14 protein-coding genes and 1 pseudogene are annotated in these 24445 nt (G+C 42.7%); 6 read left to right on the top strand and 9 right to left on the bottom strand.

What is annotated here, in order from left to right; all coding sequences use genetic code 11:
- The first annotated feature begins 34 nt into the window (after positions 1 to 34).
- Positions 35 to 2563, top strand: a complete 2529-nt coding sequence (locus BacF7301_RS05035) for a TlpA disulfide reductase family protein (protein ID WP_245208352.1) — start codon at positions 35 to 37, stop codon at positions 2561 to 2563.
- Between the two features lie 82 nt (positions 2564 to 2645).
- On the top strand, positions 2646 to 5252 hold the full coding sequence (locus BacF7301_RS05030) for a M60 family metallopeptidase (RefSeq protein ID WP_167960804.1): 2607 nt from the start codon (positions 2646 to 2648) through the stop codon (positions 5250 to 5252).
- 129 nt (positions 5253 to 5381) lie between these two features.
- On the opposite strand, the gene lpdA is transcribed toward BacF7301_RS05030, so the two are convergent.
- Together lpdA and BacF7301_RS05020 are read right to left on the bottom strand one after the other, a co-directional pair.
- Positions 5382 to 6725: a dihydrolipoyl dehydrogenase gene (lpdA, locus tag BacF7301_RS05025; protein WP_167960802.1), complete on the bottom strand. Its 1344-nt coding sequence runs from the start codon at positions 6723 to 6725 to the stop codon at positions 5382 to 5384.
- 32 nt (positions 6726 to 6757) lie between these two features.
- A complete protein-coding gene (locus BacF7301_RS05020) occupies positions 6758 to 7171 on the bottom strand; it encodes a PH domain-containing protein (protein WP_167960800.1) in 414 nt (137 codons plus the stop codon).
- 106 nt (positions 7172 to 7277) lie between these two features.
- On the opposite strand from BacF7301_RS05020, the gene nadB reads away from it, so the two are divergent.
- Both nadB and BacF7301_RS05010 read left to right on the top strand, forming a co-directional pair.
- Positions 7278 to 8849 (top strand): L-aspartate oxidase, encoded by a 1572-nt coding sequence (nadB, locus tag BacF7301_RS05015; protein WP_167960798.1) that lies wholly within the window; start codon positions 7278 to 7280, stop codon positions 8847 to 8849.
- Positions 8850 to 8851: 2 nt separating this feature from the next.
- A complete protein-coding gene (locus BacF7301_RS05010) occupies positions 8852 to 9124 on the top strand; it encodes a DUF4884 domain-containing protein (RefSeq protein WP_167960796.1) in 273 nt (90 codons plus the stop codon).
- Between the two features lie 69 nt (positions 9125 to 9193).
- Here the strand turns inward: BacF7301_RS05010 and rbr are convergent, their stop codons facing one another.
- Positions 9194 to 9772 (bottom strand): rubrerythrin, encoded by a 579-nt coding sequence (rbr, locus tag BacF7301_RS05005; protein ID WP_022138411.1) that lies wholly within the window; start codon positions 9770 to 9772, stop codon positions 9194 to 9196.
- A gap of 102 nt (positions 9773 to 9874) precedes the next feature.
- On the opposite strand from rbr, the gene BacF7301_RS05000 reads away from it, so the two are divergent.
- On the top strand, positions 9875 to 10033 hold the full coding sequence (locus BacF7301_RS05000) for a hypothetical protein (RefSeq protein WP_167960794.1): 159 nt from the start codon (positions 9875 to 9877) through the stop codon (positions 10031 to 10033).
- The gene (locus BacF7301_RS04995; RefSeq protein WP_167960792.1) at positions 10020 to 11699 is read left to right on the top strand and encodes a SulP family inorganic anion transporter; all 1680 of its coding nucleotides are present in this window, start codon (positions 10020 to 10022) and stop codon (positions 11697 to 11699) included. The genes BacF7301_RS05000 and BacF7301_RS04995 overlap by 14 nt, the downstream gene beginning before the upstream one ends.
- A 169-nt stretch (positions 11700 to 11868) precedes the next feature.
- Here the strand turns inward: BacF7301_RS04995 and BacF7301_RS04990 are convergent, their stop codons facing one another.
- The 6 genes and pseudogenes from BacF7301_RS04990 to BacF7301_RS04965 form a co-directional block, all read right to left on the bottom strand.
- Positions 11869 to 13002, bottom strand: coding sequence for an acyltransferase family protein (locus BacF7301_RS04990; protein ID WP_167960790.1), 1134 nt, complete (start codon positions 13000 to 13002; stop codon positions 11869 to 11871).
- Positions 13003 to 13074: 72 nt separating this feature from the next.
- Positions 13075 to 15399 carry a glycoside hydrolase family 20 protein gene (locus BacF7301_RS04985; protein ID WP_167960788.1) on the bottom strand — a complete coding sequence of 775 codons (2325 nt, stop codon included), beginning with the start codon at positions 15397 to 15399 and terminating at the stop codon, positions 13075 to 13077.
- A 107-nt stretch (positions 15400 to 15506) separates the two neighbouring features.
- Entirely contained in the window at positions 15507 to 17381 is a 1875-nt protein-coding gene (locus BacF7301_RS04980) for a DUF5006 domain-containing protein (protein WP_167960786.1), read from the bottom strand.
- 29 nt (positions 17382 to 17410) lie between these two features.
- The gene (locus BacF7301_RS04975) at positions 17411 to 19264 is read right to left on the bottom strand and encodes a RagB/SusD family nutrient uptake outer membrane protein (RefSeq protein ID WP_167960784.1); all 1854 of its coding nucleotides are present in this window, start codon (positions 19262 to 19264) and stop codon (positions 17411 to 17413) included.
- A gap of 16 nt (positions 19265 to 19280) precedes the next feature.
- The gene (locus BacF7301_RS04970; protein ID WP_167960782.1) at positions 19281 to 22610 is read right to left on the bottom strand and encodes a SusC/RagA family TonB-linked outer membrane protein; all 3330 of its coding nucleotides are present in this window, start codon (positions 22608 to 22610) and stop codon (positions 19281 to 19283) included.
- A gap of 1715 nt (positions 22611 to 24325) precedes the next feature.
- Positions 24326 to 24418, bottom strand: a pseudogene (locus tag BacF7301_RS04965) (PD-(D/E)XK nuclease domain-containing protein); the annotation flags it as partial.
- Between the last annotated feature and the right edge of the window lie 27 nt (positions 24419 to 24445).

Here is a 24445-nt window from a genome sequence, read left to right as displayed (position 1 = left end):
AACATTCATTTTATTCATAGCAACACTCCTCTGTATGTTTACATATACAAAGGGATTCGCCTTGCCCTCGGAAAGCAAAGCAACGCACATCACTTTCACGGCAGCGACCGACGGAAAGAAAATCTATTTCCAAAGCGAAAGCGACACCATACACGGTTATCAAGAAGTGCAACCGGGAGAAACGATAGTTCTCCAACTGGAGGAACCTGCCTATTACTACTATATGGCATCCGATAATTCTACATATACCATTTTTGTCACTCCCGGCTCCACAAGCCGTATCATTGAACAGAAAGGAGAAGTATCTTTTGAGGGAGACAATGCGGATATCAACCAATTCATCCGACAATACCCGCCCATTGTTAAAGTACCCAATAATATAGCCTCGTATTCCGGTGAATGGCTGGAATTCCAGCATAAACAAATGGCTGCATCTATTGAAGCATTAAAAGCTTCGGATTTGCCTGCTGACTTCAAACATATACACGAATTTTACTATAAATACGCATTTCTCAACCAACTGCTAAGCGGGCCAAGTATAATGCGCATGTTTATGAAAAAAGAGTTCGATTTACCGGCAAATTATTATGATGACATAAAAAAGAACCGATATGAAGACGCTGCGCTTCTGTATTATCCCAAATGGTTCACCGTCATGCGTGAGTCAATGGAAACATTGGAAAAGATCGGTGAATGCCAACCCGACCCCACAGGATTTCTCGCTCAATATGCCGCAAGGATAATCGATAATAAAGTGAAAGCCGCTTTCCTTATACGCTATTTGAAGCAAATCCTGAAAGCAGGATATTCCGATGATTTTCCGGCATATCTATCTATCGCAAAATCATTAGTACCCTCACCTGGCGAGGCATTTCTCCAAAAGTTAACCCAACTGGAGAAACAGTACGACGGGCTCAAAGCGCAATACAGCAATATCACCCGCGGAAACGCTGCTCCGGCTTTTACAGCCAATGACAGTAACGGAAAAAGTTACTCTTCCGCCGACTATGCAGGAAAAGTAATGGTACTTGATTTCTGGTTCAGCGGTTGTATCCCCTGCAAATCGGAAATGCCTTATATGGAAAAGTTAGCTGAAAAGATGAAAGGGGAGAACATCCAGTTTTTCACCCTGTCACTCGACACCGGAGAACAACTGCTCAAAGCATGGAAGGAACTTGTGAAAGATAAAAACGGTACAACTCTGCAACTCAACGTTCCGAATGGTTTCAAGTCCGAACTGGCAAAACATTACAGAATTCATTCCGTACCCCGTATCGTCATTATCGATCAGCAGGGTAAAATCGTAGACGCTTTTGCCAAACGTCCCTCCGATCCCAAACTGTACCAGCAATTACTGAAACTCTTGAATAAAGAAGAACCCGGCACACTGACAAGAGAAAAGGCAACAGCCGCCATGATGGAGTTAAGACATGCCGAAACCGCTGCGCAAAAAGAGGAAATGCTGAAAAACTTCATGGCACAAGTGAAAAGAGATAAAGCGGATTTCGCTTATCCGATGATGAACATGATGATGTCATTTACTATAGAAGCACTTTATGCGGAAGGTAACCGGGAGAAAGCCGAAGGATATCTGGCCAATATTCCGGAATCACCATTTAAACGCGACATTTTAGCCATCTCCGGAATCAGCCGTTTAGAAAATGGAAACTTTGGAATGGCAATAGAACTACTGAATAGGTCTATACGAATGACTATCGAAGGAAAAGATGAAGAGGCACTTCCTAAAGATGAAAAAGATAAGTACAAACAGATTCTCGCCCTTTATGTAGAAGCATTGATAAAAGATAACCGCATACAAGAAGCAATCCCTTATGCCAAACAAATATATGAAACCAGCAATAAGCAAGATTATTCTATCAACGATTGCTATGCCGCCACGTTGATATACGAAAAGAAATTCGATGAAGCAACTCCTATACTGGAAACATTTGTACGCACGGGAAAAGCTACTCCGCAACACATTGAAGGGCTGAAGCAGGCATATATTCAAAAAAACGGCAAAGAGAAAGAATTTGACCAATATCTGGACGGGCTAAAAGCGGACTACCGCAAATCCTTACAGGAAAAGCTTGCACAGGATATGGTGAATGAACCTGCACCGCTATTCACTCTCCGCAATCTGGACGGAAAAGAAATCTCCCTGGCAAGTTTAAAAGGCAAAATAGTCGTGCTCGACTTCTGGGCTACATGGTGCGGTCCTTGCAAAGCATCTTTCCCGGCCATGCAAAAAACAATTAACCGGTTTGCCGATAATAAAGATGTGGTTTTCCTTTTCATTAATACGCTGGAAAACAAAAAAAATCTACAGGAAACCGTACGTAAGTATATGGACGAGAAAGGGTATACCTTCAATGTAGCATTTGACACACAAGATTTGAATACTAAAAAGTTTCCTGTCATGGAAAGCTATAAAGCGAAAGGAATTCCGGCCAAGTTCATTATAGACAAGGAAGGGAATATCCGGTTCAAACCAGTCGGTTTTTCCGGCTCCGACGAAGAGACAGTGGAAGAACTTTCGGCAATGATAAAGACGTTGCTATAAAAGAAAAAGACCTTGTTATAATTAATAAGTCTTTTGCAGATACATATAATTACGATTCAACAACTTAGATAGCTGAACAGTTATGAAAAAAAATAAAATTATACAATCTATTATATTCGGTTTTATTACCGTCTGCTTGCTGGCATCTTGTAAGGACGACGAGGAAAAGGCTTTCTCCGTATTCGATATTGCCACCGAAGATTTGGAACAAGTCGTAGATAAGAACATCAATACGATTGAGATTCCGGTTAATACTACGCTTGCCAAATCAGAATGGCAAGTGGAACCGACAGAAAAATGGATAAAAGCAGAAAAGAGTATGGCTACCGGAGAGCCGTTCATCAGTATCAACGTAGAAGAAAACGCCACCGATGAAGCACGTACTGCACAGATAAGAGTAAGTTCCTTCGTTCAGGATTACGTAATCACAGTTCGCCAGTTCGGATTGTATGACATCGCAGTGGAAGGAGATACACAGATACATCCCACCAGCGGAAAAGCCAACCAATACCAATCGGGATACGACATAGACAAATCTATGGATGGCAAGTTTACCACCGGAACAAGTTATGAAGAATCTTCCAACTACCACAGTCCTTTCGGAACAGGAAACACCAAATTTCCTGTCATATTAGAGTACTTTTTCACAGGAGATGAACAAATTGACTATCTTATCTATTATACCCGCAGTGGAAACGGAAACTTCGGAAAAGTAGACATTTACACCGCCACTGCCAATAATCCCCAAGAAAGTGATTATACTCTGCAAGGAAACTATGATTTCAAAGAGAAAAACGATCCTTCAAAAGTGACTTTCAATGAAGCAATAAAGGCGACAGCTATCAAATTCGTTGTCCATAACGGCAGAGGAGGCTTTGCAAGCTGCGATGAGATGCATTTCTTCCAGGCCAATACCAATAACACGCAAGAGACTAAATTGCTGAAAGTATTCAAGGACATCACCTGCACAGAAGTGAAAGAAGGTGTCACCGAACAGGATATTCAAGCATTGGGAGATAACTTCTTTATCGACCTTGCCCGAGCCATACAACATAATGCATACAGTGAGTGGGAAAAGGATTTCCGGATTCGTGAATACGAAGCGTACAGCGAACCTGCCAAATGGGCGGAAAAACTGATAACTAAACGCTACAGCAACCTTGACAATCTGACGGGAATCGCAGTGGAAAAGGATGATGAAGTAGTTGTTCTCGTCGGAGACACTCACGGGCACGACGTTTCTATACAATGTATAGGTGAAGAGAAAACCAGCTTTTTAGAAGATCATGAATATCCGCAGACCGCCGCTTCGGGAGATTATTATATCCTCAAGTCCGGAATCAACAAACTAAAGATGAAAAACAGGGGACAACTGTTTGTCATGTATAACTGTGACCTGACTTCTCATCCCGAACCTATCAAAATACATATTCCAATAGGCAGCGGGAAAGTTTCCGGCTTTTTCGATCTTGCAGAACATAAAACGGATATGAAATACGCAGAACTGCTCTCCAAGGCAACTGACAAATATTTCGGGATACGCGGAGATAAGATTATTCTCTACTTCCATCGTGAGAAACTGCAAGAAGTAGTGAAAAATGAAATATTATCAGCTATCCACCTCTGGAACGATATCATCGGCTGGGAACAGGAACTCATGGGAATAGAAGATGTACGTCCCAACCTCTTCAATAATCATATATTCGCTATCTCGCCCGAAGGGGCCTATATGTGGGCTTCGGAAGACCGTATAGCTTTCGTATACACAAAGTTGGGAGATATTCTACTGAAAGAGAATGTTATGGAAGAAAAGGATAACGTTTGGGGGCCTGCTCATGAAATAGGGCATATTCACCAAGGAGCTATCAACTGGGCAAGCTGCACAGAATCAAGCAATAACATATTCTCAAACTATGTATTGTACAAGCTCGGCAAATACTGCTCACGTGGAGTGGAAATCAGCAAGTTAGCAGAATCTTATCTTCTGAAGCAACCTTGGCCACTATTAGGAACGGCAACTCACAAAAATGAAGATACAGAGTTGCATATGCGCATGCAATGGCAACTATGGAACTATTTCCACCGTTTGGGCAATATGCCAGATTTCTTCCCCAAACTTTTCAAATATTTACGTGACAATCCTCTAACTTATGCCAGCCCGGGAACTGCACAAATGCAATATGCCAAGGCAGTCTGCACCGTGGCTAATATGGATATGACTGAGTTTTTTGACAGATGGGGATTCTTCAGATTTACACTCATTCCGAGTTATGAACAGTATGGGACATATATGTATATGGTCAGTCAAGAATTGATAGATCAAACTAAAGAGTATATGTCAACCTTCCCGAAGAAAGTACCACCTATCTACTATCTGGAAGACCGCAAGAACGGTGATGTCGGCATCGAGAATTACCAAGTAGGTGACGTTGGATATTATACATTGTTTAAAGATAATGTAAAAATTACAGGTACTCCGACTTATAGTCTGTCGGGAAACAATATTACTGTAAACAATGGTACTCAAGCAGTAGCATTCGAAGTACGAAAAGATAATGAAAACGGAGAACTACTATATTTCTTCAACTTCCTTTCATATTCGATTCCTTCAACAGTTGTTATTGACGAAACAACCAAATTCTATGCTGTGCAAGCAGATGGGAAGAGAATTGAGATGAAGAAAGAATAAATAGCCTATAATATAAACAAAACTACCATATTTCCTTCTATAAAATGAAAAGGACTGCCTCACTTTTGAGACAGTCCTTTTTTATATTATATTATCCGCTTCAAAAACAACAGTTCAGTCATCCTTTCTCTATAATGCTTCCCGGAATATCTCACCCACCGTAGGATGAGGGAAAACAATCTTCTTCCATTGTGCCGCCGTCAACCCTAATTCAATGGCAGTTCCCGCAAGCGTAATAATCTCCGAAGCCGGATTGCCCAACACGTGCGCTCCAATCACCCGTTCCTGTTCATCCAGCAATACTTTGCAGACTCCGTTCACTCCTTCGTTCTCCGCCACAAACCGGCCGGAATAAGCCATCGGGAGCTTTACGACTTGACAAGTAATGCCTTTTGCTGAGGCCGACTCTTCCGTTTCGCCTGCTCCGGCAATCTCCGGATTGGTATAGACAACGCCCGGAATGGCACGATAACTCATTGCGTCTTCTTTTCCTAATATAGAATGTACTGCCACTTCCGCTTCACGAACGGCTGTATGAGCCAACAAAGAGAATCCTGTCAGGTCACCGCAGACATAAACACCAGGTACGGAAGTCTGCATCTTCTCATTCACCTTGATAGCACCACGCTCTGTCTTCTCCAAATTCAGAGTTTCGAGCCCGAAACCTTTCATTACGGGACGACGGCCGACACTCATCAGTAACTTTTCCGCTACAACCGTACCATTACCCTCTGCATTTTCATAAGAAACGACAGCGCCTTCTTCCGTTTGCGACAGACCGACAACTTTCGTGTTCAACAGGAATTTAATGTTCCGTTTTGCATAGTCCGTACGCAGCAGAGCGGAGAGTTCCTTATCCATTCCACCGAGGATTTCATCCATCATTTCTATGACTGTCACCTGTACTCCCAAGCTATTGAAGAAGGACGCAAACTCCATTCCGATAACTCCACCGCCAACGATAGCCAGAGATGCGGGCAGTTCTTTGTTATCCATGGCTTCCCTATGCGTCCAGTAATTCATTGTATCGACACCCGGAATAGGTGGGATAAAGGTTTCCGAGCCCGTACAAAGTATCAGATTCTCACCTTCATAAGTTTCTTCACCGCAACGAACTGTATTTTTATCAATGATTTGCGCTTCCCCTGATAAGATCGTGACATTGTTGGAAGTCAGTTTGGCCTTCACTCCCAACACCAGTTTGCGCACTACTTTACTTTTGCGGGCTATAATCTTAGGTAAATCGAAAGAAACTTCGGATATATTCACGGCATACTTCGATGCGTGCCTGGCACTATCATAAGTCTTTGCCGAATACAGCAATGTCTTTGTCGGAATACACCCTTCGTTCAGGCAGACGCCACCCAAATTGTTTTTCTCAATAAGCAATACGCTTAAACCGGCTTTGCCGGCAGCTTCAGCCGCTGTATATCCTGCAGGGCCTCCACCGATAATAATCACTTGATGTTTCATAGTATATAATCAGTTAGTTTTTTCGTTATTATTTATTCTTTATCGAGTGCTATTGACTTCATTTTCTTTTCAATCAATTCCACAAATTCCCGTTCTTTGACAGGCATGACGGAAGCAAACTTGTCTTTTCCATACTCTATCAGTAGATAATCAGTCACTGAGAAACTCCCGAATTTCATGGAACGGTATTTCTGTATAGTCGTGATTTCAGAAATAGGAATTACTTTCTTACGGATAAAGCGACCGCGGGATATTTCAAGATTTCCATCCGTAGTCACCGTATAGACCGTATGTATAATCTGTTCGATCACTACAATAAGCATGAGCATCAGCAGCACTGCCGGCAAGATATATTTACACCACAGGGCGCCGACGACATTCACGGTAAGCACTACCAAGAGGAAATACTGGTACCAGGCGATACGGGCATGGAAAATTCGATTCATTTTGTCAGATTTTTGCCTGCAAGGTAGCAATTTTATGAATTAGTGACAACGAAAAGTACAACGAAGTAACTTATTTTGTAGCTTTGCGGTGAGAAATAACAAAACTATGGTAAGAAAATTCGATTTCCTCGTCATCGGCTCCGGAATTGCCGGTATGAGTTTTGCGCTGAAAGTGGCGCACAAAGGTAAAGTTGCTCTTATCTGTAAAAGTGGGTTGGAAGAAGCCAATACGTACTTCGCACAAGGTGGAGTGGCGTCTGTCACTAACCTGCTGGTAGACAATTTCGACAAACACATTGAAGACACGATGATTGCCGGAGACTGGATTAGTGACCGTGCCGCAGTGGAGAAGGTAGTGCGCGAAGCTCCTGCGCAAATTGAAGAACTGATTAAGTGGGGCGTAGACTTCGACAAGAATGAGAAAGGCGAATTTGACCTGCACCGTGAAGGGGGACACTCTGAGTTCCGTATCCTTCATCACAAAGACAATACGGGAGCAGAAATCCAGGACAGCCTGATTAAAGCCGTACAACGGCATCCCAATATCACGGTGATTGAAAACCAGTTTGCCGTTGAAATCCTTACACAACATCATTTGGGGGTAACCGTTACCCGTCAGACACCGGATATTAAATGTTATGGTGCTTATATCCTCGACCCGAAAACCGGAAAGGTAGATACCTATCTCGCTAAAGTGACTCTGATGGCCACCGGCGGAGTAGGAGCTGTCTATCAGACGACTACCAATCCGTTAGTAGCTACGGGAGACGGTATCGCCATGGTTTACCGTGCCAAAGGCACTGTGAAGGATATGGAGTTTGTCCAGTTCCACCCCACCGCACTGTATCATCCGGGCGACCGCCCTTCTTTCCTGATAACGGAAGCGATGCGCGGTTACGGTGGCGTACTCCGCACCATGGACGGCAAGGAGTTCATGCAGAAATACGACTCGCGTCTTTCACTCGCTCCGCGTGACATCGTAGCACGTGCCATCGACAACGAAATGAAGAATCGCGGAGACGACCATGTTTATCTGGACGTCACCCACAAAGACCCGGAAGAAACAAAGAAACATTTCCCGAATATCTACGAGAAATGCCTTAGTCTGGGTATAGACATCACCAAAGAATATATCCCGGTAGCTCCGGCTGCCCACTATCTCTGTGGCGGTATCCTTGTAGACGGAAACGGACAGTCGTCCATCGAACGCCTTTACGCAGTAGGAGAGTGCTCTTGCACCGGACTGCACGGCGGTAACCGCCTGGCTTCAAACTCATTGATTGAAGCAGTGGTCTATGCCGATGCTGCCGCCAAGCACTGTTTGGAAACCGTTGAACAATATACCTACAACGAAAATATTCCCGAATGGAATGACGAAGGGACTCGTTCTCCGGAAGAAATGATACTTATTACACAGAGTATGAAGGAAGTAAATCAGATTATGAGTAGCTATGTGGGTATTGTCCGCAGCGACCTCCGTCTGAAACGCGCCTGGGACAGACTGGATATTATCTACGAAGAGACTGAAAGTCTGTTTAAACGCAGTGTCGCTTCTAAAGAAATCTGCGAATTGCGTAATATGGTCAATGTCGGCTATCTGATTATGCGTCAGGCTATGGAACGCAAGGAAAGCCGCGGATTGCATTATACGATTGATTATCCGCACGCAAAGAAATAAGTATGAAAATATTCGCTCAACTCTTTATCTCTTTGTTCTGCGTAATAGGATTAGCTTCTTGCTATGCAGGCATTCCACTAAAAAGTGGGAAATCCGAGAACAACAGAACCTACGAAGTAAGTTATCTGTTTGAGCATGACGGAGTAAAAGTCTACCGTTTTCTTGATATGGGAAACTATGTGTATTTCACCACCCGGGGAGATGTGACCAGTATCAAAAATGATTCGACAGGAGAACGGACGATTACTATTTATAAAGACAGTATCCGCAAATAAAAAAGAAATGCCGCTTGCAAATGATTGCAAGCGGCATTTCTTTTATCTGATTAATCCGTGGACGTAGGATTAATAGTTTTCTTTCTTTACTTCAAAGTATGCTTGCGGATGCAGACATGCCGGGCAAACTTCAGGAGCTTCCTTACCGATTTCGATGTAACCGCAGTTACGGCATTGCCATACCACTTCGCCTTCTTTAGCGAATACAGTCATATTTTCGATATTGTTCACAAAAGCCAGATATCTTTCTTCGTGACCTTTTTCAGCGATGGAGATATTGCGGTACATAGCAGCAATCATCGGGAAACCTTCCTGTTCTGCTACATCTGCAAAGTGAGGATAATCCAGTGACCATTCTTCGTGTTCGCCGGCAGCAGCAGCGCGAAGGTTTTCGAGTGTAGTGCCGATTACACCAGCCGGATAGCTAGCAGTAATTTCAACCATACCGCCTTCCAAGAACTTAAACATACGTTTTGCATGTTCTTTTTCCTGATCAGCCGTTTCAGTGAAAATTGCAGAAATTTGTTCGTAACCTTCTTTTTTAGCCACACTTGCGAAATAGGTGTAACGCATTCTTGCCTGTGATTCTCCTGCGAATGAAGTCAACAGATTCTTCTCTGTCTGAGTTCCTTTAATACTCTTAGCCATAATTCTATTATATTTTTAAATTGGTGATTACCACACGTAACTTGTCGTACTATTTATAACGCAAATATAAGCGAATTGTTCGTAATAAACCACGTTTTCTTTATGAATAAAAACTATCAGGTCATTGATGAAATCTATCAACAGGTAAATAATATGCTGGATAACATACTTATTTCGATTATTTTATATAATTTTGCAACCTCTACTTTGCAAAAAGGATGGATAACACGTATAACAACTCATAAAAATGAAGCTATTTGAATTTAAACCCAAACTGGTTTCTTGTCTAAAGAATTATTCGAAAGAAACGTTTATGGCGGACCTGATGGCCGGTATCATCGTAGGTATCGTGGCACTTCCATTGGCCATCGCCTTCGGTATCGCATCGGGAGTATCGCCCGAAAAAGGTATTATCACCGCTATCATTGCCGGATTCATCATCTCCCTGCTGGGTGGAAGCAAGGTTCAGATCGGTGGTCCGACGGGAGCTTTCATCGTTATCATCTACGGCATCATTCAGCAATATGGCGAAGCCGGATTGATTGTAGCCACGCTTATGGCGGGCGTGCTGCTCGTATTACTAGGAGTATTCAAGCTCGGAGCGGTCATCAAATTCATCCCTTATCCTATCATTGTCGGATTCACCAGCGGTATTGCCGTCACCATTTTCACTACCCAGATTGCCGATATTTTCGGTTTATCCTTCGGAGATGAGAAAGTTCCGGGAGACTTCGTCGGCAAGTGGATGATTTATTTCCGTCATTTCGATACCATCAACTGGTGGAACACCATTGTAAGTATTGTCAGCATTATTATCATCGCCATTACTCCCAAGTTTTCAAAGAAAATTCCCGGCTCACTGATAGCGATTGTCGTTGTCACCGTTGCCGTTTATCTGATGAAGACTTTCGGTGGAATCGACTGCATCCAGACGATAGGCGACCGTTTCACGATTAAATCCGAACTGCCCGATGCTGTCGTGCCTGCTTTGGATTGGGAAGCTGTCAGAGAGTTGTTTCCGGTGGCTATCACTATTGCCGTATTAGGAGCTATTGAATCGCTGTTGTCTGCCACCGTAGCCGATGGCGTGATTGGCGACCGCCACGACTCCAATACGGAACTTATCGCACAAGGCGCGGCAAATATCGTGGCCCCCCTGTTCGGTGGTATCCCCGCTACCGGAGCCATCGCCCGTACCATGACGAATATCAACAACGGCGGCAAGACACCGATAGCCGGAATTATCCATGCGGTAGTGCTGCTCCTTATCCTGCTTTTCCTGATGCCGCTGGCACAATATATCCCGATGGCATGTCTTGCCGGGGTACTGGTCATTGTATCGTATAATATGAGCGGCTGGCGTGTATTCAAGGCTTTATTGAAAAACCCGAAATCAGACGTCACTGTCCTGCTTATCACTTTCTTCCTTACGGTTATCTTCGATTTGACCGTTGCCATCGAGGTAGGATTAATCATTGCCTGCGTGCTCTTTATGAAACGTGTAATGGAGACGACCGAAATCTCCGTAATCACGGACGAAATTGATCCGAACAAAGAATCGGACATTGCCGTGCACGAAGAAAACCTCATCATCCCCAAAGGCGTAGAGGTATACGAAATCAATGGTCCTTATTTCTTCGGTATCGCTACCAAATTCGAAGAAACCATGGCACAACTGGGTGACCGCCCGAAAGTGCGTATCATCCGTATGCGAAAAGTACCGTTCATTGATTCTACGGGTATCCACAACTTGACTGTACTCTGTGAAATGTCGCAGAAAGAAAAAACGACTGTCATCCTTTCCGGCGTAAACGATAAGGTACACAAGGTATTGGAAAAATCCGGCTTCTATGAATTGCTGGGGAAAGAGAATATCTGTCCGAACATTAATATAGCGTTGGAGAGAGCGGAAAGCATTGCAGAATAACGCTGTACACCAACTACTTACAAGGAGATATTTACTGTGCGTATTGGGCATATAGATCCAGCGCATTGGGTATATAGATCCAGCGTACTGGGTATATAGATCCAGCACGCTGGGCATATATATCCAATACGCAAGCTAAATATAGCCTACTGCATCAATCGTCATTTCATCAGACTTTTAAAAATAAGCCGCTCTTATACATCGCTCTCAACAGGAAAAAGACAATCAGATAATTGGCGAAAGTAAGCCACACGGAGTAATAGCCACCCAGGTATTGCTCAAGCCCGTAGCTGACCGAAGCGGCAACGCAACGGAAATTCACGACTTCACCCAACAGATAAGCTGTGATAGAATTCATGCCATACACTTTCAGCCAGTTCAATCCGCGGGTATGTCCCTTGTAGTCAATCCAATAATAGAACAATGCCATCAGCAGAAAGCAATATCCGCCGGAAAGCAGCGTCATACTACCTGTCCAGATACGTTTGATAATAGGCATCTGCAGACTCCACAACAATGCCAAGCCTACAAGAACAAGTCCGACAACCAGCAACGTTTGCACCACCTTTCTCCGGTTCGCCTTACCCTCTTTCATTATTTTTCCGGCAAACGCTCCGAGCATGACGGTCACTCCGAATGTCAGGCTACTCCATATCCATGTATAGTTGTAGGATGGAGAGAAGCTCCAAGTTCCGTCCTCATTCCAAAATACCCCGTCCCGGAAACACCCTAAGACGCATCTGTCCACTTGCTCGGCAAAATTTCCCGTGGGTGTAAAATCACCGAAAAACGTCATCGGAATCCAGTAGACGAGAAGGAGCAGCAGCGTTATCCCGACCTGCCACCTGAACGAGAAGTGCAACTGAATAACCGCAGCAATAAAATAACCGACAGCAATAGACTGCAACGTATTGGAATACAAATAAAGATGTTGGCTGTCCAAGCCAAGCAAATTGCCTTGTACAATCATCCCGAAGATAAACAACAGGATGACCCGTTTCAGAATCCTGCGATAAACAGGCCGATAACTTCCGGTAGTCCCTATGTATCTCGACAATGAAAACGGCATGGAAGCTCCTGTCATAAAGAGAAAAAGCGGCATCACCAAATCCCAGAAACGGAATCCTTCCCAAACCTCATGGTCAAACTGGTAGAGTATGTCGTTAAGAAACGGCAGGTTCATCTGCCGCACCAACGCCGCAAATACAGGTTGAAAAAAGACCAGGAGAAATAAATCAAAACCTCTCAGAATGTCCAATGAGGCAAGGCGGGTGGAATTGTTTTCCGGTAATTTGTTCTTCATACGTATAACTTTTATATTAACTTGATTATCGTTTTATCCAATGCCACTTTATTCACATCTGCCTGACTTGTCTTACTCCAGTATCACTTCGTCAAAAAAGATTCTCGACACCTGCCCCGGACGTACATGAGATGCAGGACAAACTCCCGGGCCTTTGGCTGTCACACGTACACAACATGCCTGTACGCCTCCCAGTTTCAATGACAGATTTTCTATAAAATTCCCTTCACGGAAAATCTCTTCTGGCATGAAGCTCTGCATGGCGGCTTCACGGAACTTGGAATTATCATCCGAAACTTCCACTTTCACGGATGCCGGCTTATGGATAGCCATTCCATTGTTCGTGATGCATCCCAACGTCAATGTATTCAGCATTTCCGGCTTCAGCAGGTCAATCGTAAAAGAGACAGAATCATTGTCCGCCCATGAGCACCACTCGAAATCCGAATATTTCAGGCTTCCGCGTATTCCATTCGTCAGGAGCTTTTCAGTCGGATTGGTTCCCAGTACAGGTTTGGCGGTAGCCAGGTTCCACCGGACAGGGAGTATTAATGTCTTTCCCATCTGCCTGCCGTGCGCAAAAGTAGCACTTTTTAGGGTAAGCGCCTCTTTTACAAGCACTATTTTTTCATAGATCGGTGAGGTTGCCGTAGGTTCGCTGCCATCCGTCGTATAATGTATCTCCATATCGGGACGGATACATTCCAGTTTCACTTCAAGCATTCCGTTGTTTGGAGTTACCGTATGCTGAATATTGTACATTGAACGGGCGTAAACGATGCCTTTAGCTGTCAGATGCTCATTATAGGCATCCAGTCCTTTCAAGAACGCACTCCAGTCCTTGTGTTCGGGCTGTGTCCATGCCACTTCCGCCAGGGCGGCAAGACGGGGGAACACTAAATAATCGACATCTTCCGGCTTGTTGCAGAACTCCGTCCACATGGATGCCTGTACGCCCATGAGCAAAGAAGCATATTCCAGTTTCCAGTCCGCTTGCACAGGTTCGTAATCGTAGATGTCTTTCAGCGTGTTATTTCCGAAATAGGTTTGGGGTTCGAACCATTGCGGGCCTTGATAACGAATCAGATACAAGATGCGGGCAGGGGTCATAATGAACTGATGTCCTTTTTCCGCGGCTTTCAAAGCAGCCGTACCGAGTCCGCGCCAGCCTTGGATGATAACACCTTCCGGCAGGAAACTGCTATTTGTCAGTTCATCCCAACCTATCACTTCGCGTCCTTTGCTGCGTACATAGTCGCTCATCCGTTTCATAAAGTAACCTTGCAGGTCTTCTTCGTTGGCAAGGTGCTCTTTCTTTATCCGCTGCTGGCAAAGCGGGCATTTTTTCCAGTACCCTTTCTGCGCCTCATCTCCTCCCAGATGAATATATCGTGAAGGGAAGATTGCCATCACTTCATCTAAAACATCTTGCAAGAATGTAAATGCACTATCGTTTCCGGCACAATAAATCACTCCCGAATTACTTCCGCCCAAACCCGGAATTACTCCGATGTAACTGTCTACTACGGGGCAGGCCAGTTGCGGATAGGCAGCCAGTGCAGCGTTGCTGTGAGCCGGCATATCTATTTCGGGGATAATTTCTATCTGGCGGTCGGCAGCATAGGAGACCATTTCTTTAATATCTTCCTGTGTATAAAATCCACCGATAGGAGTGGGTTCACCCGGTTCGGCGTTACGGCGGAAATAGAAGGGAACGTCCATGCGGTTCACTCTCCATGCTCCCACTTCCGTCAGGCGGGGATATTTCTTGATTTCCAATCGCCAGCCGTTATCGTCCGTGAGATGGAAATGAAGGGTATTGATTTTGAGCATACCCATACTGTCGATGATACGCAACACGTTTTCCTTGGGGATGAAGAAGCGGGCTGCATCCAGCATCAATGCCCGATAGCCGAAGCGCGGCTCATCCTGAATGGTTACTGCGGGAATGCTCCATTGGATATTCTTAGCCTGTTGATTGCCTTCGACAGCCGACGGCAACAGCAGGCGGATGGTCTGCAATGCATAGAAGAAACCTTTTATATCCGATGCCTTTACCTGAATCTGCTCCGGAGTAACTGCCAACTGATAGGCTTCGCTTTTTAAAGAAGAGTCGGTTGTAAAACGGACATGACTCTTCTCACTGCCACCTATTGCCAACTGTGGGGTGATCCCCGAGCTTCTCTTCAACAAGTTTATAAAGTTGCGGACGATGACAGCCTGCTCATGGTTCTCTACCGAAAACAGCGTTTGAGAAGAGAAGGTAAAGTTGCCCTCGCCCGGCACGACCTGCACCGGACAGGGAACTATTGAAATAGGGGGGGATGTCAAGTTGTCCGCGCATGCACCCGTTATGGACGCAAACAGCATACAAATGATTAAGATGTATTTCGTCATGATTTGATAGTCAATTGGTTATTAAAAAAATCGCAAGTACCTCTTTTGCCTCTTTTTATTGAAGACTGAATAAGGCACTTGCGAAAATTAATTAAGACAGTTTATGATTAATAGAATTTAGTTCCGTTTTTCGATACTCCTGTACTCTCATACTCTGTTATACTCGCTTTATTTATATACGTACGAACCCAGTCTATTTCCAAACGAGGAATATTTTCATTATCACGATCCCGTTTATAATTATCATAATCCCTAAAACCTATATCCCAATTTGCATCAGGTTTCCAATCATCACCTTGTCCATTCAAAGCCCATTTATTAGGTGCTCCCATAGTAAGAATAAATTTAAGCCCCTTTGGATTTCTTTCATTAGTAAACGGCCAGTTTCCATTAACAATCGAGTTAGCGCTTGTTAATGTATAAGTTGTTTCACCATTAATGCCCACAACGACCGTATTAGCGTCACGCCATTCCATCCAGTAAATATTCCATTCACTCATGTTACTCAAGGTCTGCAGACTATTTACGCTTTTGGCCGTATTGCCATCTTCCCCTACGTGGAATGTCTGGAATGCTCTGTTATTGCCATCTGTAGTGGCTGGATTTTCAAGAATATCAATCTCTCCATAAGGCGAATCCGCATTCCCCCATAACCAGATAGCCATATTAAATCCTTGTTTCCTGCCGCGGACACGAGCTCGAATCTCCATTCTGGAACCTTCTAATATCAATGTACTATTCGCCTTATATGCATTAGCAAATGAACCGGAGTAGAAAGCGGCAGTTCCATAATCTCGCTCTCCTTTTGCCGGAGCTGTCGCATTAGACTTAATTTTCATTTCTATCATCCGTAAATATCCATCCTCGATAATATTTGAGAATTGGTCATTTATAACGGCAGCAGATGTTTGTGCAGTTGTGGTGTTCTGAGCTGCCAAGCACAAAGGTACATAAGTATCATAAGCATCCTTATATTGCCACATGTCATTAGTATTCCCTACTCTATGAAATTCCCATGCATTATAGAATTTCCAGCCTGCCGCAGCTAATTCAGCATTAGGATGAGGAGTAAGCGCCGACATGGATTGAGCCTCGCCATACTTCTTAATAACAGCATCCTCGCCACCTTCTTTACGCGTACCGGAAGTAAAAGGAAGTCCAGGACGGTCATATACCCAGCGTTCATCCAGAAGTTTAGAGCCCTTTTCCGCTTCAAGGTCTTTCATCGTTATTTCTATTTTCTCATTATCCAACGGATGAACAACTGAAAGAGTAGAAAACTCCAACACCAATATCTCATCTTTGGTAGGAGAAAGATTATGTTTTGTTGCAGCTATCACTTCACCAGATTTTTCTCCTGCCTTTATAGTCAATTTTGTCGGTAGTGTCTCATAAAAACTTTTCTGGTCTTCTGGAACTGTTATATTTATATCTGTATCATCCTCTACCGGAACGGGAAGAGTAGCCTGAATGGTGAACGAAGCACCTTCTTCAATCACTCTATCCGAGTTGCTCTTTATCGACATTGTAATATAATGAAGGTCAGAGATAACAATTTCCTGTGAAGAGTTTGTTACATTATAACCACGAACAAAAGCTACGATATTAACATAACGTTTCTCTCTTTCTTTCATTCCCTCCTTTATAATCGGCAAATCAACTTTCAATGACTCTTCTCCTTTTTTAAAAGTTACCATTGAAGGAAAAGATATGAAAAGTTCTTTTGATACATCTATCGCCCCGTCTTTGGCAGATAAATAAATATCAAAATCTTCATTAGACGATAATCCCTCCTTATTGTCATCCTTCACCCTAAAAGTCAGAGTTAGAGTCTCCCCCTGTACAAAGCTTTCTGCACTAGCTTCTACTATCAAGGGCACAGTCTCCGGTAGCGGATCTACCACATCATCGTCATTACAACCTGCAAAGCCTATCGTAAGCAAGCTAACAGGTAAAAATATATATAGAATCTTTTTTAACATAATCGTTTGATTTATTATAAATGAAATATTCATTCACTAACATCTCCCCAACCCGGGTTCTGATGCAACTCATGATTCAACTGTAACTCATCCGGTGGTATCGGTAATAAATAATCCCGGTTTTCATTGAACAAATAACCATTCGGCAGGTATTGATACAACGGATCCATCCATCCTTTCTTATCTGTCAGCACCAGCCTCAATGATTTTCTCGCATCAGGTGAGAAACTCTGATACAGCACTTCATCTTCTCCCAAATAAGCACCTCTGCCACGGCCTTCCACACCTTTCAAGATTCCTGCCTGACGCCAACGCATCAAGTCATCCAAACGGAAACCTTGAAGGGCTAGTTCCGAACGTCTTTCACGACGGATCTCCTGCAACACTGGGGTAAGCCCTGTAAACGGAAAATGAGGATCAGATTGCGGTGCTACATATTTCACACCTGCTCTCTCACGTAGTGGCTTCAATGTTTTTCCCGCTACATTATCATCCCACTTATCTAATTCAGCAGCAGCCTCTGCATAGCAGAGCAGCCCTTCTGCATACCGAAATAAAATAATAGCAGTTTCACTGTTACCATCTACGAAAGTAGTATCAATGCCCAGTCGGATGTGAAATCCAGTTACGTTTTTACTAGTACCGTCACCATTCAATCCCGGAGATGAAATCTCCTTATTATTATCATCATTATCCAAATCAAAGGCTTTCACATTCATCGGCTTCGAACCTTTAGCGCCAACTGTCGAACGATATTTACAGTTTGTATGCATTACCGTTTCAAGAAGTCGCAAATCACGTTTCTCAAACATAACATTAAAGTTCTTGTACTTTTCGTCTGTTGGGTCAATGAATGTTCCATCTTCATTCAGATAATTATCAACCAATGATTTTGACAAACCAGACGGTCCCTGTCCATCTACTGTTCCTGCTGCAAGTAAGGCGGATAAATTATGAAATACACCACCAGACAAAGAATATTTTTTCCAAAAAACAGCTTCCTGTACTTGTGAAAGATCACTCTTATTGAATAAATGTGCAAAGGGATCCCCTTTTTCAACAGCATCTTTATCGGTCTCCATAGTGTTCAAAGTCAATTTAGCCGGAAATAATTTTTCATCCCCCCAAGCCAGCACCTCTTTAAAGAACTCTTCGGAGTTGTCCTCCGTAACAAATTGGGTTCCCTTGTGGTACTTCTCCCATGAGCCTTCGTACAGAGCTACACGCATAGCTAAAATAGTAGCAGCTTCTTTGTTGATTCGCAATCCTTGATATTTATCACGCGAATACAGTTTGGCATTTGCCTCGGCAACTTCACCGACCGCAGCCTTCAAGTCGCTCAAAATAAACCGGGCAACATCTGCACGTTTGGAAGACGGGATTTGCAACCCTGCCACCGTTGCATTATTATCCCAAAAGTCATTCATGAGAGGTATGTCACCGAAACGAGTAAGCAGATAAAAATGCCAATAAGCGCGGAGAAAATAAGCTTCTCCTCTAAGCGAGCGGATATCATCACTCTCTACTCCTTCAGGAACACAATAATAATGAAAAAAATAATTCACATTACGTAAATTCTGATATCCTTTTGACCATTCGGAAGCACCGCTAAACTCATTGTTCTCACCATTCAGCCGTCTGTCGTACTTTTCTGCCAAAATGTTATCACTATTTTTTTCTTCTCCTCTGACTCCCATTCCATACTGTGTAGGAGCAGGTAATGCCAAATACAAACCATTAATATAGTTTTCTACCTGTTCGCGGCTTGCCAAAAATGTTTCATTACCGGGCACTGTCAATGGTTTCCTGTCTAAAAAATCAGAACAAGCAGACAACAACATCATACCCACAAAAGCCGTCAGGATAATTATTTTCTTTTTCATGATATTTCCTCTCTAATTAAAATGTGAAATCAAGTCCAAACACAAAGTTTCGATTCATAGGATAGACTTTTCCGTTACCATTTGCATTCTGTGGTGAAGTAAGGCCAGGAGCAGATTCATTGCTACCACCTCCCCATGTATTCACCTGATTGAGTGTTTCCGGATCGAACTGTTTCGGCAGTTTGGAAATCGTAAATAAGTTATCGCAAGTGAAATACACTTTCAGATTACTTAAACCGATATGCCTCAATAATTGAGGATTAAAGTTGTAAGATATCATCAGGTTCTTCATGCGCATATAAGCTGCATTCAGTAAGTAACGTGTCGTATTATAGCCTACATTTGCTTCATAGTCCTTCGTATTCATTTCAGTCAGACGCGGCAAATATCCATTAGGATGCTGGGCATTAAAGTAATCGAGGTGTTCTTTGAAATAGTTGTCTCCACCAAAGAGATAAGTACTCGCTGCCATCGGAAATTGTCTCTTGGCCACCCCTTGAAAAAGAGCGGACACTTCAAATCCTTTATATCCTACGTTCAGATTGATACCAAAAGAATACTTTGGAGTAGCATTACCAATAACCTTCAAATCACCGTGGTCTGCCAAAGTACCTTTGCCCGGATCCACTTTCCCGCTGCCATCAGAATCAATGTATTTCAAATCACCCCGTTGCCATAAGTTATCCGCCTTAAAGAAACTCAGGTCTACTGTTCTAAGATACTCGTCTACTTCACGATTGCTCATAAAAAGCTCATCAGCCTGATAACCCCATATTTCACCCAAATCCATTCCTTCATAATAGCCTTTATTACGTGCCAGACCTGTATGATTATTGAATATCAATCCTTCAGGGTTATTATATTTCGTAACTACAGCCTTATAATTGAATACATTAAAACCAACACCATAGCTAAATCCACATTTCAACTTATCATGCCAATTGACAGATAATTCCCAGCCACGGTTGCGTAAAGTTGCATTATTTACTTTGGCACGGTCGTCAGTCGAAATACCTCCAATAGAAGGAATAGCTTCTGCCGGGCCAATCACATCTCGGGTTGTACGCTGATAAATATCAGCAGTGATAGAGAGACGATCATCAAACAACATCAAATCAAGACCAAGATTGGCATTGTCTACTTTCTCCCAAGTAATATAAGGACTCACCATTTTAGGAGTTTTGGCAATCGTACCTCGAGCAGGAGTCGCATTAGCACCCGGCAATAACCATGCGCTGGCATCATCGGCACTCAATATCATTGTTCCGAAATAGTCATATAGCCCCGCTCCGTTCTGATTGCCCAAACGTCCGTAGGAAAGACGCACCTTCAATTGGGAAAATGGAAGATTCCATGCTTTGAAATAATCTGTGCGAGCCATATCATAACCAGCGGAAAAAGAAGGGAAAAAGCCCCAACGATGTCCCGGAGCAAAACGGGAAGAACCGTCATAACGTCCGCTGAATTCCAGAAAATATACATTTTGATAATTCCAGTTCAACTTGGCATACATACCCATTGTAGACCAATGAGTACGCTCATCTCCGGCATACAAGTTTCCATTCGCATTTACAAACGAGAAGATGTCGCTTCCAAGAATGCCATCCTTATAAGTATAGCCGTTGGAGTTTTCCTGCAGTTCCATCTGAAAACCTGCCATAGCCTTAAAGAAATGTTCACCCCATTGATGATTATAGGATGACGATACATTAGGAGAAAGGTAATAATTAAATGCATTTCCCCGCGTATAGGAACCCCATTGGGAATTTTTCCAGTTCATGCCTGGGTATACATATCCCTGCCTTGTGCCTACAATTACATTCAAATCGCCTTGCGGCTTCTCAAAAATAGGTTTGCCACGCTCAAAACTGTTATTTTCAATATCAAAACGTACTTTCATTTCTCCTACAATATCCCATCCTTCCAACGGAGTAATTGTGGTGGAAAAAGTCATGGCATCAGAAATACGATTCTGCAGATAATGTGATTGCTTCATATACAGAAATTCATTCCATGTCGGTAGGTTATACTCGGATTCCACCGGCAAATGCGTCGGAGTATTTGGGAATGCTTTACCTGCGGTACCATAAAAATAGGTCTGATTAGCCATCGGACGTTTCAGAATATTCAATGTAATATTATTATTGAAATTAAATTTCAACCATTTATTAGCTATAATCTGGAATTTTGTGTTAGCATTGTATTTGCTCAAATTATCCTCTACTTGATCGAGTAACCCCTCTTGATAAGTGTAACCCAGACCTACATAATAGTTGAACTTATCCGAACCTCCCGTCACACTCAAATTGTGTGAATGACGGATGGCGGCATCTTTAAAATAGTAATCGAACCAATCTGTGTTAGCATATACAGCATCTTTTGAACCTGCCCAGTCCGTATTATTCTGGTTAGGCCCCACACCTGGGTATTCTGCAGAATACGGATTCTCGATAAATCCTTCCATCTTCTTAATCAAGTCATCGGATATCCAATGCTTTACATTCATATTGTCACTGCGTTCGTTCACATATTTGGCAAATTCCAATGAATTCATCATTTCCGGCATATTGATAGGAGAACTGAAACCTACCGTTCCACGATAAGTAACACGCGTTTTCTCTTTTTTACCGCTTTTGGTCGTTACCAATACCACGCCATAAGCTGCGCGAGCTCCATAAACAGCAGAAGCTGAAGCATCCTTCAAGACACTGATACTTTCAATATCGGCAGGATTTACATTCTGCATGCTTTGCTCTATTCCGTCTACCAACACATATGGCTCACCTCCATTAATAGAACCTACACCACGGATATTAAATTTGATTTCCGCACCAGTTTCACCACCGACACCATCAGCTACCGCATCAGATGAAAAATTCAAACCGGCTACATTACCTTGAAGGGCACTTGTCAAATCTGTTACAGGACGATTGACAATAGCATCAGAACTTACAGTAGCTACGGCCGCCGTAATGGTATTACGTTTCTGCTTGTCCATACCTACTACAACGACTTCATCAAGAAGTTTAGAGTCTTCCCGCAGTACGAAGCGGTTTCCTTCAAGTTTTGTCACTTTTACTTCGAGGGGAGAATAACCCACATAAGAGATAGCTAAGGTATTGCCGACTTTACCTTTGACAGAAAAGTTACCGTCAATGTCGGTCAAAGTACCTTCTTTTGCTCCTTTCACCATGACAGTAGCTCCAATAATGGTTTCCCCCTTATCATCCACCACTTGTCCTTTAATCATTTGTTGCTGTGCAAACGCTCCCGAAGGGAATAATAGGAGCATCATCATAAGAACAACAAAGCAGCTTTGTTTTTTCATAAGCTTCTTTTTTTTCATAATACTACATTTAATAATAAAGATTCATATATTCATTAGCTAACAAAATAAATCTCACAGACATCAGATTTAAGAATGAAGAACCGGGATAGCTTTTCCGACTAACATTCTTGCCGCAAAGGTAGGGTAGCTTTTAAAAAGAGGTATTTTAAAAATAGCCATTAAATATTCACTTTTCACCAAATCAGCCCGTTTCATCGGAGAAATGGTTATTATTCAAAAAAGACAATGATTACAATATCCAACTATCCGGTTCTGACCTTACCAAAGCCCTCTTATTAAATATTCATGTTATAATCCGGTTTCAGCCGTTTCAGTTTTGTCTGCAAACGCCTTGACAGAAGGAAATAGCGGCTGAAAGCAAAAAAAGATATCCCTCGCAGGAAGATACTGCAAACAAGGTAGAGTGCTTTCAGCGCATTCAGTTTTTTTAAATTAGCTGATGGAGCTATATATTCAGCGTAGTAGGTATATATACTCACCACGCTGAATATATATGCCCAACAAGCGGGGTATATAGATTCATCACGTGGGCAAAAGTCGGTGGAGTGTGGGCTTGGGTTCCTTTGAGCGTGGGATGGAAATCACCGACGCGTGGGCTGAACAGAATTGAGCCTCTATTTTGGTAAAACAGAGGCTCAGTTCTAATGAAATGCAGGCTTCGTTTCGCTAAAACAGAGCCTTTGTTTAAAGTAGATATAGTATCAAAAAAGGAACTAAAATTATACGCTTTTGCATTCAGGTCTACTTTCAGGCAAAAACTCCGATGAAAAGGGCTTTTAGGAAAGAACTGAAAGCTGAAGGCGGTTTTTACTTTTATTATTTAGTAGTAGACTTAACCGGAACAAGTACTACATACAATGAAATGATGTAAGAGACTTGAACAAGTCAAGTACATGGCTCTGCTTACTTCAGTACTGGTTTGAACAAGTTCATCCACATATAGTTTTGTTTATTTCTATACGGATATGAGCTAAACTGCGCAATTCTGAATCATTCGATAGCGGAGTACTGCGTAACTTACCTCTTTCTTAATCAATAAAGTATCATAAATTCCACTATAAGATCATTGCTGTTCATCGGTTTCACCTGATTGTCGAAATGCCGATAAATAAGGAGATAGCGGGTGAAAGCGAGTGGCTAATTCTGGAAAAACAGAACATTATCGGTTTCACCTTGTCTTTTCAAAATATCCCTTGAGCTTAAACCAGTATCATTATAGCTAATCCGGATATCATTATAGCTAATGAAAATATGCTTATAGCAAATCCACTGTCAGGTATTAACAGATAATCCATCAGGTGTTAATAGTCAGGATGTCAGGTGTTAATACCTTGACTTTCATCTATTAACACTTGAGTTGGTAGATCTATATATTCAACGCATTGTATCTATATACTCACCGCATTGAATCTATATATTCAGTACGGTGGCTCTATATGTTCAGCAATCGGTATAAATAATTTGAAAGGTGAAAGCGATAACGGGAGATTTCACCTTGATTTTTTCTACGCTTTCACCCGCTATCTCCTTATTCATCGATGTTTCAGAGATAAGGTGAAACAGATGAAATTTATGGTTCAAAAGTTCATGTTCTACTTATACGAATCAGTAATTGAAAACAAATTTTCATTCATTTCCGCACGGAAATGAATATTACTTTATAGGCTCTCTACTTCTTTCTCTGATAATTAACAGCTATCGAGTGCTGTATCTCAAGAGTTCACCTCCTCGCAAACTCTCATTTCCATACCTTTATACACTACTACAATCTTGTATAGTCGCGTAGTGCCAATAGCGTTCTTCATCATGCCGTATGGCAGCAACTTTCTTCC

The sequence above is a fragment of the Bacteroides faecium genome, from assembly GCF_012113595.1.
In the GTDB taxonomy this organism is placed as follows: domain Bacteria; phylum Bacteroidota; class Bacteroidia; order Bacteroidales; family Bacteroidaceae; genus Bacteroides; species Bacteroides faecium.
The sequence above is the reverse complement of the archived record's forward strand: the minus strand, read 5'-3'. Positions and strand labels throughout refer to the sequence as shown.

Excerpts from the sequence above, each read along its gene's own strand:
- BacF7301_RS05010 (WP_167960796.1), top strand. The coding sequence starts at position 8,852 with ATGAAAATATTCGCTCAACTCTTTATCTCTTTGTTCTGCGTAATAGGA.
- nadB (WP_167960798.1), top strand. The coding sequence starts at position 7,278 with ATGGTAAGAAAATTCGATTTCCTCGTCATCGGCTCCGGAATTGCCGGT.
- BacF7301_RS04990 (WP_167960790.1), bottom strand. The coding sequence starts at position 13,002 with ATGAAGAACAAATTACCGGAAAACAATTCCACCCGCCTTGCCTCATTG.
- rbr (WP_022138411.1), bottom strand. The coding sequence starts at position 9,772 with ATGGCTAAGAGTATTAAAGGAACTCAGACAGAGAAGAATCTGTTGACT.
- BacF7301_RS04995 (WP_167960792.1), top strand. The coding sequence starts at position 10,020 with ATGAAGCTATTTGAATTTAAACCCAAACTGGTTTCTTGTCTAAAGAAT.
- BacF7301_RS05000 (WP_167960794.1), top strand. The coding sequence starts at position 9,875 with ATGAATAAAAACTATCAGGTCATTGATGAAATCTATCAACAGGTAAAT.
- BacF7301_RS05020 (WP_167960800.1), bottom strand. The coding sequence starts at position 7,171 with ATGAATCGAATTTTCCATGCCCGTATCGCCTGGTACCAGTATTTCCTC.
- BacF7301_RS05030 (WP_167960804.1), top strand. The coding sequence starts at position 2,646 with ATGAAAAAAAATAAAATTATACAATCTATTATATTCGGTTTTATTACC.
- BacF7301_RS04985 (WP_167960788.1), bottom strand. The coding sequence starts at position 15,399 with ATGACGAAATACATCTTAATCATTTGTATGCTGTTTGCGTCCATAACG.
- BacF7301_RS05035 (WP_245208352.1), top strand. The coding sequence starts at position 35 with ATGTTTACATATACAAAGGGATTCGCCTTGCCCTCGGAAAGCAAAGCA.
- lpdA (WP_167960802.1), bottom strand. The coding sequence starts at position 6,725 with ATGAAACATCAAGTGATTATTATCGGTGGAGGCCCTGCAGGATATACA.
- BacF7301_RS04980 (WP_167960786.1), bottom strand. The coding sequence starts at position 17,381 with ATGTTAAAAAAGATTCTATATATATTTTTACCTGTTAGCTTGCTTACG.
- BacF7301_RS04970 (WP_167960782.1), bottom strand. The coding sequence starts at position 22,610 with ATGAAAAAAAAGAAGCTTATGAAAAAACAAAGCTGCTTTGTTGTTCTT.
- BacF7301_RS04975 (WP_167960784.1), bottom strand. The coding sequence starts at position 19,264 with ATGAAAAAGAAAATAATTATCCTGACGGCTTTTGTGGGTATGATGTTG.